Annotated in this window: 16 protein-coding genes and 1 other RNA gene; 7 read left to right on the top strand and 10 right to left on the bottom strand. The window is 75.2% G+C overall.

The window, feature by feature from the left end:
* The first annotated feature begins 37 nt into the window (after window positions 1–37).
* The 3 genes from EDC57_RS05955 to rsgA are packed head-to-tail and all read left to right on the top strand — an operon-like array spanning window position 38 to window position 2,578.
* Window positions 38–1,291 (top strand): M48 family metallopeptidase, encoded by a 1,254-nt coding sequence (locus EDC57_RS05955; protein ID WP_123400997.1) that lies wholly within the window; start codon window positions 38–40, stop codon window positions 1,289–1,291.
* A complete protein-coding gene (locus EDC57_RS05950; RefSeq protein ID WP_123400996.1) occupies window positions 1,288–1,632 on the top strand; it encodes a 4a-hydroxytetrahydrobiopterin dehydratase in 345 nt (114 codons plus the stop codon). The genes EDC57_RS05955 and EDC57_RS05950 overlap by 4 nt, the downstream gene beginning before the upstream one ends.
* A 16-nt stretch (window positions 1,633–1,648) precedes the next feature.
* Window positions 1,649–2,578: a ribosome small subunit-dependent GTPase A gene (gene rsgA, locus EDC57_RS05945; protein WP_123400995.1), complete on the top strand. Its 930-nt coding sequence runs from the start codon at window positions 1,649–1,651 to the stop codon at window positions 2,576–2,578.
* A gap of 10 nt (window positions 2,579–2,588) precedes the next feature.
* Here rsgA and EDC57_RS05940 read toward each other — a convergent pair whose 3' ends face one another.
* The 6 genes from EDC57_RS05940 to EDC57_RS13310 form a co-directional block, all read right to left on the bottom strand.
* Window positions 2,589–2,936 carry a histidine triad nucleotide-binding protein gene (locus EDC57_RS05940; protein ID WP_123400994.1) on the bottom strand — a complete coding sequence of 116 codons (348 nt, stop codon included), beginning with the start codon at window positions 2,934–2,936 and terminating at the stop codon, window positions 2,589–2,591.
* 3 nt (window positions 2,937–2,939) lie between these two features.
* Window positions 2,940–3,551 (bottom strand): recombination mediator RecR, encoded by a 612-nt coding sequence (gene recR, locus EDC57_RS05935; RefSeq protein ID WP_123400993.1) that lies wholly within the window; start codon window positions 3,549–3,551, stop codon window positions 2,940–2,942.
* Window positions 3,552–3,555: 4 nt separating this feature from the next.
* Window positions 3,556–3,882 (bottom strand): YbaB/EbfC family nucleoid-associated protein, encoded by a 327-nt coding sequence (locus EDC57_RS05930; protein WP_123400992.1) that lies wholly within the window; start codon window positions 3,880–3,882, stop codon window positions 3,556–3,558.
* Window positions 3,883–3,885: 3 nt separating this feature from the next.
* Window positions 3,886–5,514: a DNA polymerase III subunit gamma/tau gene (dnaX, locus tag EDC57_RS05925; RefSeq protein ID WP_123400991.1), complete on the bottom strand. Its 1,629-nt coding sequence runs from the start codon at window positions 5,512–5,514 to the stop codon at window positions 3,886–3,888.
* Between the two features lie 68 nt (window positions 5,515–5,582).
* An RNA gene (ffs, locus tag EDC57_RS05920) (signal recognition particle sRNA small type) lies at window positions 5,583–5,679 on the bottom strand.
* Between the two features lie 59 nt (window positions 5,680–5,738).
* A complete protein-coding gene (locus EDC57_RS13310; protein ID WP_123400990.1) occupies window positions 5,739–7,394 on the bottom strand; it encodes a GAF domain-containing protein in 1,656 nt (551 codons plus the stop codon).
* Between the two features lie 205 nt (window positions 7,395–7,599).
* On the opposite strand from EDC57_RS13310, the gene EDC57_RS05910 reads away from it, so the two are divergent.
* Genes EDC57_RS05910 through arsB form a run of 3 tightly spaced genes read left to right on the top strand, consistent with a single transcriptional unit; the run spans window position 7,600 to window position 9,540 of the window.
* Complete coding sequence (locus EDC57_RS05910) at window positions 7,600–7,950, top strand: metalloregulator ArsR/SmtB family transcription factor (protein ID WP_123400989.1); 351 nt, start codon at window positions 7,600–7,602, stop codon at window positions 7,948–7,950.
* A 16-nt stretch (window positions 7,951–7,966) separates the two neighbouring features.
* Window positions 7,967–8,407, top strand: coding sequence for an arsenate reductase (thioredoxin) (gene arsC, locus EDC57_RS05905; protein WP_123400988.1), 441 nt, complete (start codon window positions 7,967–7,969; stop codon window positions 8,405–8,407).
* Window positions 8,404–9,540 (top strand): ACR3 family arsenite efflux transporter, encoded by a 1,137-nt coding sequence (gene arsB / locus EDC57_RS05900; RefSeq protein ID WP_211331910.1) that lies wholly within the window; start codon window positions 8,404–8,406, stop codon window positions 9,538–9,540. Before arsC ends, arsB begins: the two co-directional genes overlap by 4 nt.
* A 6-nt stretch (window positions 9,541–9,546) precedes the next feature.
* Here the strand turns inward: arsB and EDC57_RS05895 are convergent, their stop codons facing one another.
* Genes EDC57_RS05895 through EDC57_RS05880 form a run of 4 tightly spaced genes read right to left on the bottom strand, consistent with a single transcriptional unit; the run spans window position 9,547 to window position 15,999 of the window.
* Entirely contained in the window at window positions 9,547–11,535 is a 1,989-nt protein-coding gene (locus EDC57_RS05895) for an ABC transporter ATP-binding protein (RefSeq protein ID WP_123400987.1), read from the bottom strand.
* The gene (locus EDC57_RS05890; protein ID WP_425454792.1) at window positions 11,532–12,887 is read right to left on the bottom strand and encodes an ABC transporter permease; all 1,356 of its coding nucleotides are present in this window, start codon (window positions 12,885–12,887) and stop codon (window positions 11,532–11,534) included. Before EDC57_RS05890 ends, EDC57_RS05895 begins: the two co-directional genes overlap by 4 nt.
* Window positions 12,884–13,861, bottom strand: a complete 978-nt coding sequence (locus EDC57_RS05885; RefSeq protein WP_123400985.1) for an ABC transporter permease — start codon at window positions 13,859–13,861, stop codon at window positions 12,884–12,886. The genes EDC57_RS05890 and EDC57_RS05885 overlap by 4 nt, the downstream gene beginning before the upstream one ends.
* Window positions 13,858–15,999 carry an ABC transporter substrate-binding protein gene (locus tag EDC57_RS05880; protein ID WP_123400984.1) on the bottom strand — a complete coding sequence of 714 codons (2,142 nt, stop codon included), beginning with the start codon at window positions 15,997–15,999 and terminating at the stop codon, window positions 13,858–13,860. Before EDC57_RS05880 ends, EDC57_RS05885 begins: the two co-directional genes overlap by 4 nt.
* Window positions 16,000–16,131: 132 nt before the next feature.
* Between EDC57_RS05880 and EDC57_RS05875 the strand changes: the two genes are divergently transcribed.
* The gene (locus EDC57_RS05875) at window positions 16,132–16,929 is read left to right on the top strand and encodes an enoyl-ACP reductase FabI (RefSeq protein WP_123400983.1); all 798 of its coding nucleotides are present in this window, start codon (window positions 16,132–16,134) and stop codon (window positions 16,927–16,929) included.
* Window positions 16,930–16,932: the final 3 nt, after the last annotated feature.

Raw genomic sequence — 16,932 nt, 5'->3', positions numbered from 1 at the left:
GCCGGCAGGGCCCGGCGATTGTAGCAGAGGCCGCACGGTGAACCCGGCGGCGGCGGCGTTCTCGGCCCTGGTGGCCGCGGTGACGGCGGTGGAGCTCGCCCTCGCCGCGCGCCAGGTCCGTTTTCTCGCACGCCGGCGCGCCCAGGGCCCGCGGGCCGCGGACTACGGCGCGGCGCGGGCCCGTCTCGGCGCCGTCGCCGCGGTGCAGGAGGCGGTGCTGGCGCTCGCCTGGACCGTGGGCGGCGGCCTCGACGCCCTCGACCGCGCAGGCCGGGCGGCGGGGCTCGAGGGCCTCGCCCTGGGCCTCGCCGTGGTCGGCGCCTTCGCGCTGCTGTCGGCGCTGCTGCACCTGCCCCTCGCCGCGTACCGGACCTTCGTGGTGGAGGAGCGCTTCGGCTTCAACCGCACCACGCCGCGCCTCTTCCTCGCCGACCTCGGGCGCATGGCCGCCCTCGCGGTCGTCCTCGGCGGCCCTGCGGCGGCGGCGGCGCTGTGGCTCGTGGCCGCGGCCCCGCGCACGTGGTGGCTCTGGGTGTGGCTGCTCTGGATGGCCCTCAACCTGCTCCTGGCCTGGATCTTCCCGGTCCTCATCGCGCCGCTCTTCTTCCGCCACCGGCCGCTCGCGGACCCGACCCTGTCCGAGCACATCCGGGACCTGCTGCGCCGCTGCGGGCTGCGGGCGCGCGAGGTGCTGGTGGCCGACGGCTCGCGCCGCAGCGCCCACGGCAACGCCTACTTCGCCGGCCTCGGCGCGGCCCGCCGCGTCGTCCTCTTCGACACCCTGCTCGCCCGCCTGGGCCCGGAGGAGGTGCTCGCCGTCGTCGCCCACGAGCTCGGCCACGACCGCCTCGGGCACATCCGCCGCCGCCTCGCGCTCGCCGCCGCCGTCTCGCTCGCGGGCCTCGCCCTGCTCGGCTGGCTCGCCTCGCAGCCGTGGCTCCAGAGCGGGCTCGGACCCGCCCGGCCCGCCCCCCACGGGACCCTGCTCCTGATCGTCGTCGCCGGTCCCTGGCTCGCCGCCCCGCTCACCCCGCTCGTCCACGCCGTCAGCCGCCGCCACGAACGCGAGGCCGACGCCTACGCCGCAGCCGTCGTCGGGCGCGTGCCGCTGCGCAGGGCGCTGCTCACCCTCTACGAGGACAGCGCGGCGGCGCAGCCGGACCCGCTCTACTCGGCCTGGCACGACAGCCATCCGCCCCCGGCCGAGCGCCTGGGCTGGCTCGGGGCTACACTGCCGCAGGACGGGGCGGCGCCACGGGCGCAGGCGCCCCGCGAGGAGGCAAGGCGATGAGCGACGATCTGGCGAAGAGACGCTGCCGGCCGTGCGAGGGCGGGACGCCGCCGCTGGAGCCGGCGCAGGCGCGGCACCTGCTCGGGCGGCTGGCCGAGGGCTGGGCCCTCACCGACGACGGCCGTGCCATCCGGCGCACCTTCCGCTTCGCGAACTTCCACGAGACCATGGCCTTCGTCAACGCCGTGGCCTGGGTCGCCCACCGCGAGGACCACCACCCGGAGCTCGCGGTGGGCTGGGGACGGTGCACCGTGACCTGGAGCACCCACGCCGTCGGGGGGCTGTCCGAGAACGACTTCATCTGCGCCGCCAAGGTGGACCGGCTGGTGGAGGAGGCGTGAGCCGGGAGGGGGCGGCTTGAGGCGGGCGCACCCGCCGCCGCGCCGGCGCCAGGCGGGACCGGGCGCGGGGGAGGAGCGCGGCGGCCTGGTGCTCGCCAACTACGGCCGCTTCCTCGCCGTGGAGGGGGGGGACGGGACGGTGGTGCGCTGCGTCGCCCGCGCCCGTCTGCGCGACGTCGTCTGCGGCGACCGCGTCGGCTGGGTCCCGGACGGCTCGGGCCAGGGCGTGGTGGTCTCGGTGGCGCCGCGCCACGGCGTGCTGCTGCGCCCGGACCGGCGCGGCAGGCCCCGCCCCGTCGCCGCCAACCTCGACCGCGTGGTGGTGGTGGTGGCGCCGCAGCCGCCCTTCGACCGCCACCTCCTGGACCGCTACCTGGCGGCGGCGGAGCTGTGCGGCATCGGCGCCGCCGTCCTCGTCAACAAGGCGGACCTCCTGGACGAGGCGGCGCGCGCCGACTGGCGGGCGCGGCTCGCCCCCTACGCCGACATGGGCTACGCGGTGGCGTTCGCCAGCACGTGCACCGCCTCCGGGATCGACGCCCTGGCGGCGCTGCTGGCCGGGCGGACCAGCATCCTCGTGGGCCAGTCCGGGGTGGGCAAGTCGTCGCTGGTCAAGGCGCTGCTCCCGGACCTTCCGATCCGCATCGGGCGCCTGTCCGAGGCCACCGGGCTCGGCCGCCACACCACCACCGCCACCACCCTCTACCACCTGCCGCGCGGCGGCGACCTCATCGACTCGCCCGGGGTGCGGGCCTTCGCCCTGTGGACCACGGAGCCGCGGGAGGTGGCGCGGGGCTTCGTGGACATCGCGCGCCTCGCCCCGGCGTGCCGCTTCGCCGACTGCCGCCACCTCGGCGAGCCCGGCTGCGCGGTGGAAGCGGCGGCCGCGCGCGGCGCCCTCGACCCGGAGCGGCTCGCGAGCTACCGCCGCATCGTCGCCGGGTGAGGGGCCTTGCTCAGCCGGGGGGCCAGCCCATCTGGCGGCCGCCGAGCACGTGCATGTGCAGGTGGAAGACGAGCTGGCCGCCGGCCTTGTTGCAGTTGACCACGGTGCGGTAGCCGTCCTCGGCGACACCCTCCTGCTCGGCCACCCGGCGCGCGGCGAGGAACAGCCGCCCCGCAAGCGCCGCGTCCGCCTCCTCGAGGTCGTTGAGGGTGGCCACGTGCCGCCTGGGCACCACCAGCACGTGCACCGGCGCCTGGGGGTTGATGTCGCGGAAGGCCAGCACGTGCTCGTCGTCGTAGACCACGTCGGGCCGGATCTCGCCGGCCACCATCTTGCAGAAGAGGCACTCTTCGCTCATGGCTCACTCCTCGTCGGCCACCTCGCGCCGCCCCGCGAGGGCGTGCGACAGCGTCCCCGCATCCAGGTACTCCAGATCCCCGCCGAGGGGGACCCCGCAGGCGATGCGCGTCGCCCGCACGCCGGCCGCGCGCGCCATCTCGGCGATGTAGTGCGCCGTGGCCTCGCCCTCCACCGTGGGGTTGGTGGCCAGGATCACCTCGCGCACCTCCCCGCCCCGCAGCCTCGCCTCGAGCCGGTCCAGACCGAGCTCGCGCGGGCCGATCCCGTCCAGGGGCGAGAGCCGCCCCATGAGGACGAAGTAGAGCCCGCGGTAGACCCCTGCGGCCTCGATGGCCTCCACGTCCGCCGGCGTCTCCACCACGCAGAGCACGCTGCGGTCGCGCCCGCTCCCGGCGCAGAGCCGGCAGCGGGGCTCCTCGGTGAGGGTCCGGCACGCCTCGCACCGCCCCACCCGCTCCATCGCCTCGCGCAGGACCTGCGCTAGCCTCCGCCCGCCCTCGCGATCGCGCTCCAGCAGATGATAGGCCATGCGCCGCGCCGAGCGGGGCCCGACCCCGGGCAGCACCCGCAGGGCCTCCATCAGCGCCTCGATGAGGGGCGAGGCGGCGGCCATCCCCTCAGAATGGCAGCTTCAGGCCCGCGGGCAGCCCCATGCCCGCGGTGAGGCCCGAGAACTTCGCCTGGATCGCCTCCTCGAGCCGGCGCGCGGCGTCGTTGAACGCCGCCGCCACCAGATCCTCCACCATCTCGGGATCGTCGTCGGCGAGCAGGCCGCGGTCGATGGCCACGCGGCGCACCTCGTGCCGCCCGCTCATGGTCACGCGCACCAGGCCGCCGCCGGCCTCGCCCGTGACCTCCAGCGCGGCGATCTCCTCCTGCGCCTTCTGCATGGCCTCCTGCATCTTCTGGGCCTGCTTCATCAGATTGCCCAAGCCTCCACGCATCGCTCACTCGCCTCCTCTGGCATCCGTCCCACCGTCCCGCGGACGCACGCTGCCGTGCTCGATGCGCGCATCGAGCACGGCCTGCAGCCCCTGCACCACGGGGTCCTCCCGGATCGCGGCCTCGGCCGCCGCCTGGCGCTCGCGCGCCTCGCGCACACGCCGCTGCGCCGGGGTCTCCGCCTCGGGCTCGGCGACCACGATCTCGAGGCGCAGATCCTCGCGCCCGAGATGCCGCGCCAGCGCCGCCCGCAGCCGCCCCTCCACGGTGGCGCTGCGAAGCTGCGCCCGCGCCGGGTCGAGGCGCAGCCGGATGCGCCTGTCGTCGCGCGCCTCGAGGACGCAGTTGAGGGCCAGCTCCCGCGCCATGCCGCGCACCCCCGAGGCCTCCACCAGCGCCCCCCAGTCCCCGCCGCCGCCCGCGCCCGCCGCGACCTGCAGCGGTGCGGCCGGCTTCGCCGAAGGGGCCTGCGCACCGACGGGCTCGACCCGGGGCGGGCGCGGCCCGCCCTGGTCCGCCGTCCCGCCCGGGGGGACGCGCGTGGCCAGCCCCTCGGGGCGGAAGACCAGCATCCGCACCAGCGTCATCTCGAAGGCGGTGCGCGGATCCGGGGCCAGGGCGAGGTCGGCGCGGGCCGTGAGCGCGATCTGGTAGTGGAGCTGCACCGCCTCGGGGCTAAACCGCGCCGCCAGCTCGCGCACCGTCTCCGGGTCGTGGAGGGCGCCCTCGGCGCTCTCCGGGACCACCTGCGCCAGCGCCACCTCCTGCAGCAGCCCCACGAGGTCCGCGAGCACGGTCTCGCAGTCGGCGACCTCGTCGGCCACCTCCCGCGCCACCGCCAGCAGCCGCGCCCCGTCGCCCTCGGCCAGGGCCTCGAGGATCGCTTTCAGGCGTCCCCCCTCGGCCTCGCCGAGCATGGCCCGCACGTCGGCGTCGCGCACCGCGCCGGCGCCGTGGACGATGGCCTGGTCGAGCAGGCTCAGCGCATCGCGCATGCTCCCCTCCGCCGCCCGCGCCAGGCGCACCAGCGCCGCCTCCTCGTGCTCGATCCCCTCCTCGCGCAGGATGCGCCCGAGCTGCGCCGCGATGCGCTCGCGCGGCAGCCGCTTCAGGTGCAGCTGCAGGCAGCGCGAGAGCACGGTCACCGGCAGCTTCTGCGGGTCGGTGGTGGCGAGCAGGAACTTGACGTGCTCCGGCGGCTCCTCGAGGGTCTTGAGCAGCGCGTTGAAGCTGTGGGCCGAGAGCATGTGCACCTCGTCCACGAGGTACACCTTGTAGCGGCCGCGGCTCGGCGCGTACTGGACGTTGTCCAGGAGCTCCCGCGTGTCCTCGACCTTGGTGCGCGAGGCGGCATCCACCTCGATCAGATCCACGAAGCGGCCCGCGTCCACCTCGCGGCAGCTCGTGCAGCGCCCGCACGGCGCGGCGCTCACCCCCTCCTCGCAGTTGAGGGCCTTGGCGAGGATCCGCGCCAGCGTCGTCTTCCCCACGCCGCGGGTGCCCGTGAAGAGGTAGGCGTGATGGAGCCGGCCGCTGTCCAGCGCGTGCACGAGGGCGCGCACCACGTGCTCCTGCCCCACCACCTCCTCGAACCGGCGGGGGCGCCACTTGCGGGCCAGTGCGAGATAGCTCATGAAGGACGATCGCCGATGGAGTGGCGGGCCGGGCCCGCCCGGGCCCGGCGCCCGCAATGGGCGGCCGCTCGTGCCAGCCGCACCCCGGCGCCCGAGTCCGCTGCTACGGCTGCTCCCTTCCGGGCCTGACCGGGTTCACAGCGTATCGTCGCGGGGGGACCGGCACAAGCCGGCCATCGACCCGGCGCAGGGTACAGGGAAGCCCCCACCGCCGCAAGCGGCCCTCAGCCCGCCGCCCCGCCGGCCCCGCGCACCGCGGCGGCGAGGGCGGCGCCGAGGTCCTCACAGAGCGCCCCCAGCAGGGCAAGCTCGCCCTCGTCCCACGCCCCCGGCTCGGCCCGGTACAGCGCGAGCACGCCCACGACCCGCCGCCCCCACGGCACCGGGAGGAAGAGCGCGGCACGCAGCCCCCGGCCGAAGGCCTCCTCGCGCCAGGGCTCGCCGCTGCCGATGCGGGCGAGATCGTCGACGTGGACGGCGCGGCCGAGCAGGGCCTCGCGCCACGGGCCGGCAGGGACGCGGCCCGGACCCAGCGCCGCGACGTCCACCCCCTTCGCCGCACCGCCGGCCCAGGCGAGGGCCGCGCCGGGCTCGGCCCGTGCGACCCAGACCGCGGCGTAGCCGCCCTCCTCCACCAGCGCCTGCGCCAGGACGCGGGCGCCGCCCGCCCCCCCGGGCGCGGCGGCCAGCGCCTCGGCGCCCCGCCGCTGCAGCCTCAGGGCGCGGTTCTCCCGCGCCAGGTCGAGCTCGCGGCGGCGCAGCTCCGTCACATCCAGCATGACGCCGACGAGCCCGCCGCCCGCGGCGTCCGTCCACGCCCCTTTCTCGCGCACCCGCCGCACCGCGCCGTCGGGACGCCGCACCCGGTACTCGACGACGTAGCCGCGGCGCCGCGCCACCGCCTCCCGCAGCGTCTCGCGCACCGCCCGCGCGTCGGTGCCGTCGACCCGCGCCAGCACCTGGTCGCGATGGCGGATGCGGGCATGCGCGCCGAGGCCCAGCATCGCCCCCGCCGCCGCCGACCAGCGGCCGCGGCCCCAGGGGTCCGAACGCCATACCGCGACCCCGCCCGCGGCGAGGGCCGCCTCCGTCCAGCCGAGGCGTCCTTCCAGGGCCTGCCGCACCCGCCTCATGCGATGGATGTCCTCGCCGAGGGCGGCGAGGCGCAGCGCGCGCCGGCGCTCGCGCCCGGCGACGAGGAGCGTCACCGCAAGGCCGAGCGCCGCCACCGCCGCGCTCGCAGGCCACGCCCCCGCCGGCACGACGGGCGCCCCATGGACGGCGAGGGGAAGCTCCGCCCCGGGGAGCGAGACCACGCGCCGCAGCAGCACCCGCCAGCCGGCGGCGAGCCCGTCGCCGCGCCCCTCGAGGGCGACCCGCAGCCCGGCATCGCTCTCGGGCGCGCCCACGACGACCCAGAGGACGCCATCCCCGGTGCGCAGCGCCAGCGTGCCCAGCCACGGCGCCTCGCCGGCGCCGGCGGGCACGAACCAGAGGGGTCCCCCCTCCGGCTCCAGCGCGGCCCGGTAGAGGACCGCCGCCGCCCCCGAGGCGCCCTCGCGCACCACCAGGGCCTCGGTCGCCCCCGCCCAGCCCACCGCCCCGATCCCGGGCTCGCCCACCAGCAGGTGGCGGGCCAGCCGCTGGAAGCCCGAGGCCCGGGCCGGTGGGGTCTCGAGGGCGATGGCGGCAAGCCGCGCCGCCTCCCACAGCCGCGCCAGGGAGCGCTCGACGCGGTTCATGAGCCGCAGCGCGCGGGCATCGCGCTCGGCGCGCGCGGCCTCCGCCTGCTCCACCCGCACCAGCGCCTCGACGAGCCCGCCCGCAGAAAGGCTCAGGAGGATCCCCACGACCAGGATCGGCAGCGGCCACCGCGCCACACCCCGCCGTCCCTCGTCCCTCGATGCCGCTGCCATCCCGTGCCCGCCCCTGGCCATGCACCGGTCCCTGACGCCTCCGCCCAAGCATAGCAGCACCGACACCCCCGGGGCGGATGCGGCCACCCCCTTCCGCACGGTGCGAGGTCTTGCCGCCCCGCCCGGATGCGGGCAGAATATGCGGATATTCCCATCCACTGGTGACGACATGCCGCGCACCCCCGAGGAGCTCTTCCGCGCCCTCGCCGACGGCACCCGCCTTCGCCTCGTGCTGCTGCTGGCCGCCGAGGGCGAGCTCTGCGTCTGCGAGCTGACCCACGCCCTCGATCTCGCGCAGCCGCGCATCTCGCGCCATCTGGCGCTGCTGCGCGACCTCGGCATCCTCGAGGCGCGCCGCGAGGGCCAGTGGGTCTTCTACTCGGTGGCCCGCGATCTGGCCCCGTGGGCGCGCCGCATCGTGGAGACCACGACGGAGGTGCTCGCGGGGTCGGTCCTCGCCGCCGACCGCGCCCGCCTCCAGACCATGCCGCAGCGGCCGCCGGCCCGCCGCTGCGCCTGACCCGGGGGAGCCGCGCATGCCGCGTCGGGTGCCGCGCGTCCTCTTCCTGTGCACGGGCAACAGCTGCCGCTCGCAGATGGCCGAGGGCTGGCTGCGGGCGCTGGGGCGCGGCCGTGTCGAGGTGCAGTCGGCGGGGATCGAGGCCCACGGCAAGAATCCGCGCGCCATCGCGGTCATGGCCGAGGCGGGCGTGGACATCTCGGACCAGGAGTCCACGCGCCTGACCCCCGAGATGCTGGCGTGGGCCGATCTGGTGGTCACCGTGTGCGGCCACGCCGACGCGCACTGCCCCACCCTGCCGCCGGGCACGCGCAGGCTGCACTGGCCTCTGGAGGACCCGGCGCGGGCGCAGGGCAGCGAGGCGGAGGTGATGGCGGTCTTCCGGGCGACGCGGGACGAGATCCGGCGCCGGGTCGAGGACCTGCTGGACACGCTGGACGAGGAGCACGAGACGTGAGCGCACAGTGCGAGGCGACGGCCCGCCGCGAGGCGGGCGCCCCCATGGGCATCTTCGAGCGCTACCTCACCGTGTGGGTGCTGGCCTGCATCGGCGCCGGCATCCTCCTCGGGCAGCGCTTCCCGGGCCTGTTCCAGGCCCTCGGCCGGCTCGAGGTGGCCCGCATCAACCTGCCGGTGGCGGTGCTCATCTGGCTCATGATCATCCCGATGCTGCTGAAGATCGACCTGCGGGCGCTGCGCGGGGTGCGCCGGCACTGGCGCGGGGTGGGCGTGACCCTCTTCGTCAACTGGCTGGTCAAGCCGTTCTCCATGGCGGCGCTGGGCTGGCTGTTCCTGGGCCAGCTCTTCCGCCCGTGGCTGCCGGCGGAGCAGATCGACAGCTACATCGCCGGGCTCATCATCCTCGCCGCCGCACCCTGCACGGCGATGGTCTTCGTCTGGAGCCATCTGATGCGCGGGGAGCCGCACTTCACCCTCTCCCAGGTGGCCCTCAACGACGTCATCATGGTCTTCGCCTTCGCCCCCATCGTCGGCCTGCTGCTGGGCGTCTCCTCCATCACCGTGCCGTGGGAGACGCTGCTGCTGTCGGTGCTGCTCTACATCGTCGTGCCGCTGACCGCGGCGGCGGTCTGGCGCGGCCGGCTCCTCGCCCGTCCCGGCGGCGTCGCCCGCCTGGAGGCCACCATCCGCGCCCTCGGCCCGGTCTCGCTGGTCGCCCTGCTGGCGACGCTGGTGCTGCTCTTCGGCTTCCAGGGCGGCTTCATCCTCGCCCAGCCGCTGGTGATCGCGCTCATCGCCGTGCCCATCCTGGTGCAGGTCTTCTTCAATTCGGGGCTGGCCTATCTGCTCAACCGCGCCGTGCGCTCGCCCCACTGCGTCGCCGGGCCCTCGGCCCTGATCGGCGCGAGCAACTTCTTCGAGCTTGCCGTGGCCACCGCCATCGCCCTCTTCGGCTTCGAGTCGGGCGCGGCCCTGGCCACCGTGGTCGGGGTCCTCATCGAGGTGCCGGTGATGCTCGCCGCGGTGCGCATGGTCAACGCCACCCGCGCCTGGTACGAGCGCCGCGATGGGGTCGAGCCGTACGAGCGCTGCTGCCCCACCGCCCTCCACCTGCACCACGGCGGGGGCTGAGCCGCCTCAGTAGAGCAGGCAGCGGACGCGGTGGCCGGTACCGAGCTCGCGCACCGCGGGCAGCGCGCGCGCACACGCCGGACGCGCCTCCGGGCAGCGCGGATGGAAGGGGCAGCCCGCGGGCGGGCTCAGCGGCGAGGGCGGCTCGCCGGCGAGCCGCAGGGCCGGCGCCTCCCGCCCGGGGACCGGGCGCGGCACCGCGGCCAGCAGGGCCTGGGTGTAGGGGTGCGCCGGCCGGGTGAGCACGGCCTCGACCCCGCCCTCCTCCACGATGCGCCCCAAGTACATCACCGCCACCCGCTGGGCGAGATAGCCCACCACCGCGAGGTTGTGGGTGATGAAGAGGTAGGCGAGGCCCAGCCGCCCCTGCAGCTCGCGCAGGAGGTTGAGGATCTGCGCCTGCACCGAGACGTCGAGCGCGCTGGTGGGCTCGTCGCAGACCACCAGCCGCGGCTCCACGGCGAGGGCGCGGGCGATGCAGATGCGCTGGCGCTGCCCGCCCGAGAACTCGTGGGGGAAGCGCGCCGCCGCCTCCGGCGGCAGCCCCACCGCCTCCAGCAGCTCCGCCACACGCCGGCGGCGCCCCTCGCGCCCGCCGCCCACGCCCTGCACCACCATGCCCTCGGCGACGATGTCCCCGACCCGCATGCGCGGGTTCATGGAGGCATAGGGATCCTGGAAGATCATCTGCAGGGCGCGCCGCCGGCGCCGCAGCGCCCGGGCGGGCAGCGTGGTGAGCTCCACGCCGTCGAAGCGCACCCGGCCCGCGGTGGGCTCCACGAGGCGCAGGATCGCCTTGCCCACGGTGGTCTTGCCGCAGCCGGACTCGCCCACGAGGGCCACGGTCTCGCCCGCGGCGAGCGCGAGATCGACGCCGTCGACGGCCCGCACCCAGGCGGCCGGACGGCGCAGCGGCCCGCGGCGCACCGGAAAGTGCACCCGCAGCCCCTCGACCTCGAGCAGGGTCCCGGCCGCGGCGGTGCCCGCGGCCGGTGCCGGGCGCGGCGGCCGCGCCGGGGCGGGCTCCGCCGGGTGGTGGCAGCGCACGCGGTGATCGTCGGCGAGCCGGCGCCAGTCCGGGGCCTCGGCCCGGCAGCGCCCGTCCGCCCGCGCGCAGCGCGGGGCGAAGCGGCAGCCCTCGAAGGGGCGGTCCAGCGGCGGGACCATGCCGGGGATCACGGCCAGGGGTTCGCCGCGCCGCGCCGGGTCGGGCAGGGCGGCGAAGAGCCGCGCGGTGTAGGGGTGGGCGTGGTGGTGGAAGAAGCGCCCGCGGGGGGCCTCCTCGACGATCTCGCCGGCGTACATCACCGCGACCCGGTCCGCCGTCTGCGCCACCACGCCGAGGTCGTGGGTGATGAGCAGCATGCCCATGCCCCGCTCGCGCTGCAGCCGGCGCAGCAGATCCAGCACCTGGGCCTGGATGGTGACGTCGAGGGCCGTGGTGGGCTCGTCGGCGATGAGGAGCTCGGGCTCGCCGGCGAGCGCCATGGCGATCATGACGCGCTGCTTCATGCCGCCCGAGAGCTGATGCGGCCAGGCGTCGAGGCGCGCCGCCGGGTCGGGGATGCCCACCGCGGCGAGAAGCTCGGCCGCCTGCGCCCGCGCCTGCGTCCCGCGCAGCCCTCGGTGCACCGCCAGGCTCTCCATGATCTGGCGCCCGACGGTGAGGACGGGATTGAGGGCGGTCATGGGCTCCTGGAAGATCATCGCCATGCGCCCGCCGCGCAGCCGCCGCATGGCGTGCTCGGGCAGGGTGAGGAGCTCCTCGCCGGCGAGGCGCACGCTGCCCGCGACGACGCGCCCGCCGGGCTCGGGCAGCAGCCGCATGAGGGCGAGCGCCGTCATCGACTTGCCGCAGCCCGATTCGCCGAGCAGCGCCACCACCTCGCCGCGCCGCACCGCGAGATCGACCCCGTCCACCGGGCGCACCGCGCGCGCCCCCTCGCCGATGCGGACCGCAAGCCCGCGCACCTCCAGCAGCGCCTCCGCGCTCATCCGCTCCCTCCCGCCAGGCCGGCCCGCAGGCGCGGGTCGAGGGCGTCGCGCACGTGGTCGGCGAAGACGTTGGCCGCGAGCACGAGCCCGAACATGAACAGGAACGAGGCCGCAAGCGACCACCAGACCACCGGCTCGCGCGCCAGCTCCAGCCGCGCGCCGTTGATCATGTTGCCCCAGCTCTCCATGGTCGGGTCGACGCCGACGCCGACATAGGACAGCACCGCCTCGGCCAGCACCAGCCCGCTGAAGTCGAGGACCACGGTGATGAGCACGATGTGCCAGACGTTGGGGACGACATGGCGGGCGAGGATGCGCAGGTGGCCCGCGCCCTGGGCGCGGGCCGCGGCGACGTAGTCGAGCTCGCGCAGCTTCAGGGCCTCGCCCCGCAGCAGCCGGCACAGGTGGGTCCAGCTGGTCACGCCGAGGATCACGCACAGGAAGAGCAGCCGCGCGTCGGCGCGGGCCTCGTTGGTGGGAAACGCCTCCGGATGGGTCCCCATGTAGACCTGGAGCATGAGCACCGCGGCGGCGATGAGGAGCACCCCGGGGATGGAGCTGAGGGTCGTGTAGGTGTACTGGACCAGGTCGTCCACCCGCCCGCCGAAGTAGCCGGCGGCGGTGCCGAGGGCGACGGCGAAGGGCAGCATCACGAGGGTGGTCAGGGTGCCGATCACGAGCCCCGTGCGCACGCCCTTGAGCGCCTGGTAGAGGACGTCCTCGCCCACCTTGTCCGTGCCCAGCACGTGGTAGTGCGGCGCAAGCGCCGCCACCGCGCCGGCGAGCACCCCCAGCGCAAGCCACGTCGCCGCCCCCGCCCGCGCCGCCGCGCTCCACCGCCGGCCCCGCTGCGCCCACGCCGCAGGCAGGAGCGCCAGCGCCCCGGCCGCGAGCCCCGCCGCGGCGCCGAGGCCGCCGCGGCGCGCGATGTCGGCCGCCCGCCCGGCCTCGTCGCGCAGGTGCGCCCCGCCGAAGCGCAGGCGGGGGCGCACCCGCTCCACCCGCCCGTCGGGGCGCTGCACCATCTCGCCGCTGAGCTGGCGCAGGGCGAAGGGCGCCGAGTACGTCTTCTCCACATGGGTGCGCAGCGGCGTCAGCGCCAGGTCCAGCACGCTGAGCACGGCGCCGTCCGGGCCGCGCAGATGCACCGAGTCGGCGAGCCCCACCCCGGCGTAGGCCGCAAGCACCACCGCCGAGGCCGCCCCCAGGGGCCGGCCCACGATGCGGCCCCAGGTCTCGCGGGCGGCACCGCTGCGGCGCAGCCCGAGCGCCAGCCCCAGCACCGCCAGCGCGAGTCCCCACACGAGGGCGTCGGTCCACAGCAGCACCGGCTGCCAGCCCACCGCGCTCATCGCAGCCGCACCCGCGGGTCCGCCAGGGTGTAGGCCACGTCGGTGGCGATCAACCCGAGGATGTAGAGGACCGAGCCGATGAAGACCATGACGCGGACGATGGCGAAGTCCTGGGCGGCGATGGCGTCGATGGTGTAGCTGCCGAGCCCAGGGATGCCGAAGAAGGACTCCAGGATCAGGCTTCCCAGGAAGAGCATGGGCAGGATCACCACCGCCCCGGTGAGGATCGGGATCAGGGCGTTGCGCAGGACGTGGCCGAAGAGCACGCGCGGCTCGGCGAGCCCCTTGGCGCGCGCGGTGCGCACGTACTCGCGGTGAATCTCCTCGAGAAACAAGGTGCGGTACCAGCGCACCCCCGAGCCGATGCCCGAGACCACCCCCACCGCCACCGGCAGGATCAGGAAGCGCCAGGCGTCGAGCCCGTCGCCGAAGCCCGAGATGGGCACCAGCCGCATGAGCCGGCCGATCAGGTACTGGCCGGCGATGACGTAATAGAGGGGCGAGATCGACATCAGGATCACCGCCGCCACCTGCGCCCAGGCGTCCAGGTAGCTGGCGCGGAAGAGGACGATGAAGAGGGCGATGGCGATGTTGGTGGCGAGCCCCACGAGGAAGACCGGCACCGCGATGGCGAGGCTCGGCCCCATGCGCTGGCGCAGGTCCTCGCCGATGTCGCGCCCGGCGTCCGAGCGGCCGAAGCGGAGCAGGAACAGCCCCAGGGACTTCTGGAAGAAGACGGTCTCGGTGAACCGCCCCAGGCCCTCGGCCTCGGGGTTGTAGAGCAGGGGCCGGTCGTAGCCGCGCTCGTGCTTCCACTGCTGGATCGCCTCGGGGGTGACGCGCTTGACCCCGAGGTGGATGCGGGCCATGTCGTCCGGCGTGTTGACGACGAAGAACAGCACGAAGGTGATGAGGTTGACGCCGAGCAGGATCGGCACCGCGTAGAGCAGGCGGCGGACGAGGTAAGCGGTCATGCCCCGCCCTCCCCGAAGGCGGTGCGCCGCTCGCGCCGCCGATAGGCGGCCCAGGCCGGGAGCACCGCCGCCGCCAGCAGCCCCAGCGCCACCCCCAGCGGCCACAGCACGGGCCGGTTCCACGCCCCGCGCAGCCGCTCGCGCAGCGCCGGGTCGATGCGCACGTACTTGAGGGTGTCGTTGGCCATGGCGTTGAGGCTCGCGTTGCCGTACCAGGCGTGGTGCAGGAGGAAGCGCTTCGGGTGCAGCCCCCACACCCACGGCGCGTCGCGGCGCACGATCTCCACCATGCGGTCGATGACCGCCTGGCGCGCGGGGCCGTCGGGCATCGCGCGCATGCGCTCGAAGAGGCGGTCGAACTCGGAGTCCGCGTAGTTGGCCGCGTTCTCCCCGCCGTGGGCCGCCTTGCCGTTGGCCCCGTAGAGCAGGAAGAGGAAGTTCTCGGGATCGGGGTAGTCGGCGTTCCAGCCCCAGAGGAAGATCTGGGCGTCGCCCCGCGCCATCTTGTCCTGGAAGCGGTTGTAGTCGGTGGCGCGGATCACGAGCTGGATGCCCAGCTTGGCGAACTGCTTGCGGAACCAGTCCAGACGCGCCTTGTCCTCAGGACCCGTGGCGGTGACGTCCAGGTGCAGGACCAGCGGCCGCCCGGTCCGCGGATCGCGCCCGTCGGGGTAGCCCGCCTGCGCGAGCAGGGCGCGCGCCTCGTCGAGGCCCCGCCGCACCGGCCGCCCGTCCACCCAGCGGTAGACATACGGGTTGACACCCGCCGCCCCCGGGCGATGGCCGAAGATCCCGGGCGGGATCGGGCCCTGGGCGGCGATGCCGCGGCCGTTGAGGAAGATCGCGATGTACTCGTCGTAGTCGATGGCGATGGAGAGCGCCCGGCGCAGCAGACGCGCCGACGCCGACCCGCCCCCCACCACCGGGTCGAGCATGTTGAAGCCGAGGTAGAAGATCGACGGGGCGACGTCCGTGAGCAGCCGGATCCCCTGGGCGGCAAGGGCGGGGCTGACCTCGGCCTCGCCGCGCCCGCCGATGCGCACCGCCTGATCGAAGCTGTCGGAGCTGATCCCCGAGACGTCGTACCAGCCCTGCAGGAACTTGTTCCAGTACGGGATGTCCTCCTTCTCCAGGCTGTAGACGGCGCGCTCCACCAAGGGCAGCGCCTGCCCGGCATCGCGCAGCAGCCCGCGCGCCTCGTCCCCGGGCGCGCCCTCGACGGGGTAGGCCTCGCCGTGGAAGTTCGGGTTGCGCGCGAGCACCATGCGCCGGTTGGGATTGTTCTCCACCAGCATGAACGGGCCGCTGCCGATGGGGTACCAGTCCATGGTGATGTTGCGCTCGGCGAGCCCCGGCTGGGCGTAGAAGCGGTCGGCCTCCGGCGGCACCGGTGCGAAGAAGGGCATCGCGAGCCAGTAGATCATCTGCGGGTAGCGCCCGCGGATGCGGATGCGGTAGGTGTAGCGGTCCACCACCTCGGCGCCCTCGAGGCGGTAGCGCCCAAGGTCCAGGAAGCCGCGCCCGCCCGCCTCCCAGTCGGCCCGAAGCCGCGCGGCGAGCTCGGCAAGCCCCACGATGTGCTCGGCCATGAGGCCGAGGATCGGCGAGTGCAGGGCGGGGTGCGCGAGGCGCTTGATCTGGTGCACGAAGTCCGCCGCCGTCACCTCCCGCGTGCCGCTGCGGGGGAAGTCGGCGAGGCGGCGCACCCGCCGCAGCAGCTCCGGCGGCGCCCGCGCATAGAGCAGACGGCCCGCATCGTCGCGGGCGAGCGCCGGATGCGGCTGGTAGCGCATGCCGCGGCGGATGCGGATCTCGTACACCGTGAAGGCCACCGCCTCGGGCGGCGCATCGGGGGGGAGCACCCGCCCCGCGCCGTCGAGGAGGATCTCGCGGGGCATCGCCGCCGCCGCCAGCGGCTCCAGGGTGTAGGGCCGCTTGAGGTAGTGATAATGCAGCGGCGGCTCGTAGATCTGGGCGATGAAGGCGTACTCGTTGGCGCTGTAGGCGCGCGCCGGGTCGAGGTGCTTCGGCCGCTCCTGGAAGGAGGCGTAGAGGATCGGGCGCCCCGCCTCCTCCACCGGATAGGGGCTGTTCCAGGGCCGGTCGCTGCAGCCCGCGGCAAGGAGCGCCGCCGCCATCGCCGCGCCCCACCGCGCGATCGGTATAATGCCGCCCTTGCGCCGGCGCCGGGGCTGGGTCCGCGACCGCATGACGGCGGCGATTATATCCCGCAGCCCGGGGCGGCAGGTCTCAGCGGGGGAGGAAGAACCATGGGATTCCTGACCGGCAAGCGCGCCCTCATCGTGGGGGTCGCCTCCAACCGTTCCATCGCCTGGGGGGTGGCCCGGGCCATGCACCGCGAGGGCGCCGAGCTCGCCTTCACCTACCAGAACGACAAGCTGCGCCGCCGCGTCGCGGAGCTCGCCGCCGAGCTGGGCTCGGATCTGCTCCTGCCCTGCGACGTCACCCGCGACGAGGACCTCGAGGCCCTGGCCCGCGGGCTCGGGGCACGCTGGGACGGGCTCGACATCCTCGTCCACGCCGTCGCCTACGCGCCCAAGGAGGAGCTGGAGGGGGCCTACGTGGACACCGTCACCCGCGAGGGCTTCCGCATCGCCCACGAGGTCTCCAGCTACAGCTTCACCGCCCTCGCCAAGGCCCTGCTGCCGATGATGGCGGGCCGCGAGGCCGCCCTCCTCACCCTGACCTACCTCGGTGCCGTGCGCGCGATCCCGCACTACAACGTCATGGGCCTGGCCAAGGCCAGCCTCGAGGCCAGCGTGCGCTACCTCGCCGCCGACCTCGGCCCCCGCGGGATCCGCGTCAACGCCATCTCGGCCGGCCCCATCCGCACCCTGGCCGCCTCCGGGATCCGCGACTTCCGCCGCCTGCTGGACTACGCCGAGCGCCACGCGCCGCTGCGCCGCAACGTCACCATCGACGACGTGGGCAACGCCGCCGCCTTCCTCTGCTCCGACCTCGCCGCGGGGATCACGGGGGAGATCCTGTACGTGGACGCCGGCTACAACGTCACCGCGATGGGCCTCTCCGAGGCCGGCACCGACTGAGGG

The organism is Inmirania thermothiophila, assembly GCF_003751635.1.
Classification (GTDB): domain Bacteria; phylum Pseudomonadota; class Gammaproteobacteria; order DSM-100275; family DSM-100275; genus Inmirania; species Inmirania thermothiophila.
This window is presented reverse-complemented; position numbering and strand designations above follow the sequence as displayed.

Bases quoted from the DNA above. Each gene is read 5' to 3' on its own strand.
- EDC57_RS05950 (WP_123400996.1), top strand. From the start codon at position 1,288: ATGAGCGACGATCTGGCGAAGAGACGCTGCCGGCCGTGCGAGGGCGGG.
- EDC57_RS05940 (WP_123400994.1), bottom strand. From the start codon at position 2,936: ATGAGCGAAGAGTGCCTCTTCTGCAAGATGGTGGCCGGCGAGATCCGG.
- recR (WP_123400993.1), bottom strand. From the start codon at position 3,551: ATGGCCGCCGCCTCGCCCCTCATCGAGGCGCTGATGGAGGCCCTGCGG.
- EDC57_RS05930 (WP_123400992.1), bottom strand. From the start codon at position 3,882: ATGCGTGGAGGCTTGGGCAATCTGATGAAGCAGGCCCAGAAGATGCAG.
- dnaX (WP_123400991.1), bottom strand. From the start codon at position 5,514: ATGAGCTATCTCGCACTGGCCCGCAAGTGGCGCCCCCGCCGGTTCGAG.
- EDC57_RS05910 (WP_123400989.1), top strand. From the start codon at position 7,600: ATGCCGCGCACCCCCGAGGAGCTCTTCCGCGCCCTCGCCGACGGCACC.
- arsC (WP_123400988.1), top strand. From the start codon at position 7,967: ATGCCGCGTCGGGTGCCGCGCGTCCTCTTCCTGTGCACGGGCAACAGC.
- EDC57_RS05895 (WP_123400987.1), bottom strand. From the start codon at position 11,535: ATGAGCGCGGAGGCGCTGCTGGAGGTGCGCGGGCTTGCGGTCCGCATC.
- EDC57_RS05890 (WP_425454792.1), bottom strand. From the start codon at position 12,887: ATGAGCGCGGTGGGCTGGCAGCCGGTGCTGCTGTGGACCGACGCCCTC.
- EDC57_RS05885 (WP_123400985.1), bottom strand. From the start codon at position 13,861: ATGACCGCTTACCTCGTCCGCCGCCTGCTCTACGCGGTGCCGATCCTG.
- EDC57_RS05880 (WP_123400984.1), bottom strand. From the start codon at position 15,999: ATGGCGGCGGCGCTCCTTGCCGCGGGCTGCAGCGACCGGCCCTGGAAC.
- EDC57_RS05875 (WP_123400983.1), top strand. From the start codon at position 16,132: ATGGGATTCCTGACCGGCAAGCGCGCCCTCATCGTGGGGGTCGCCTCC.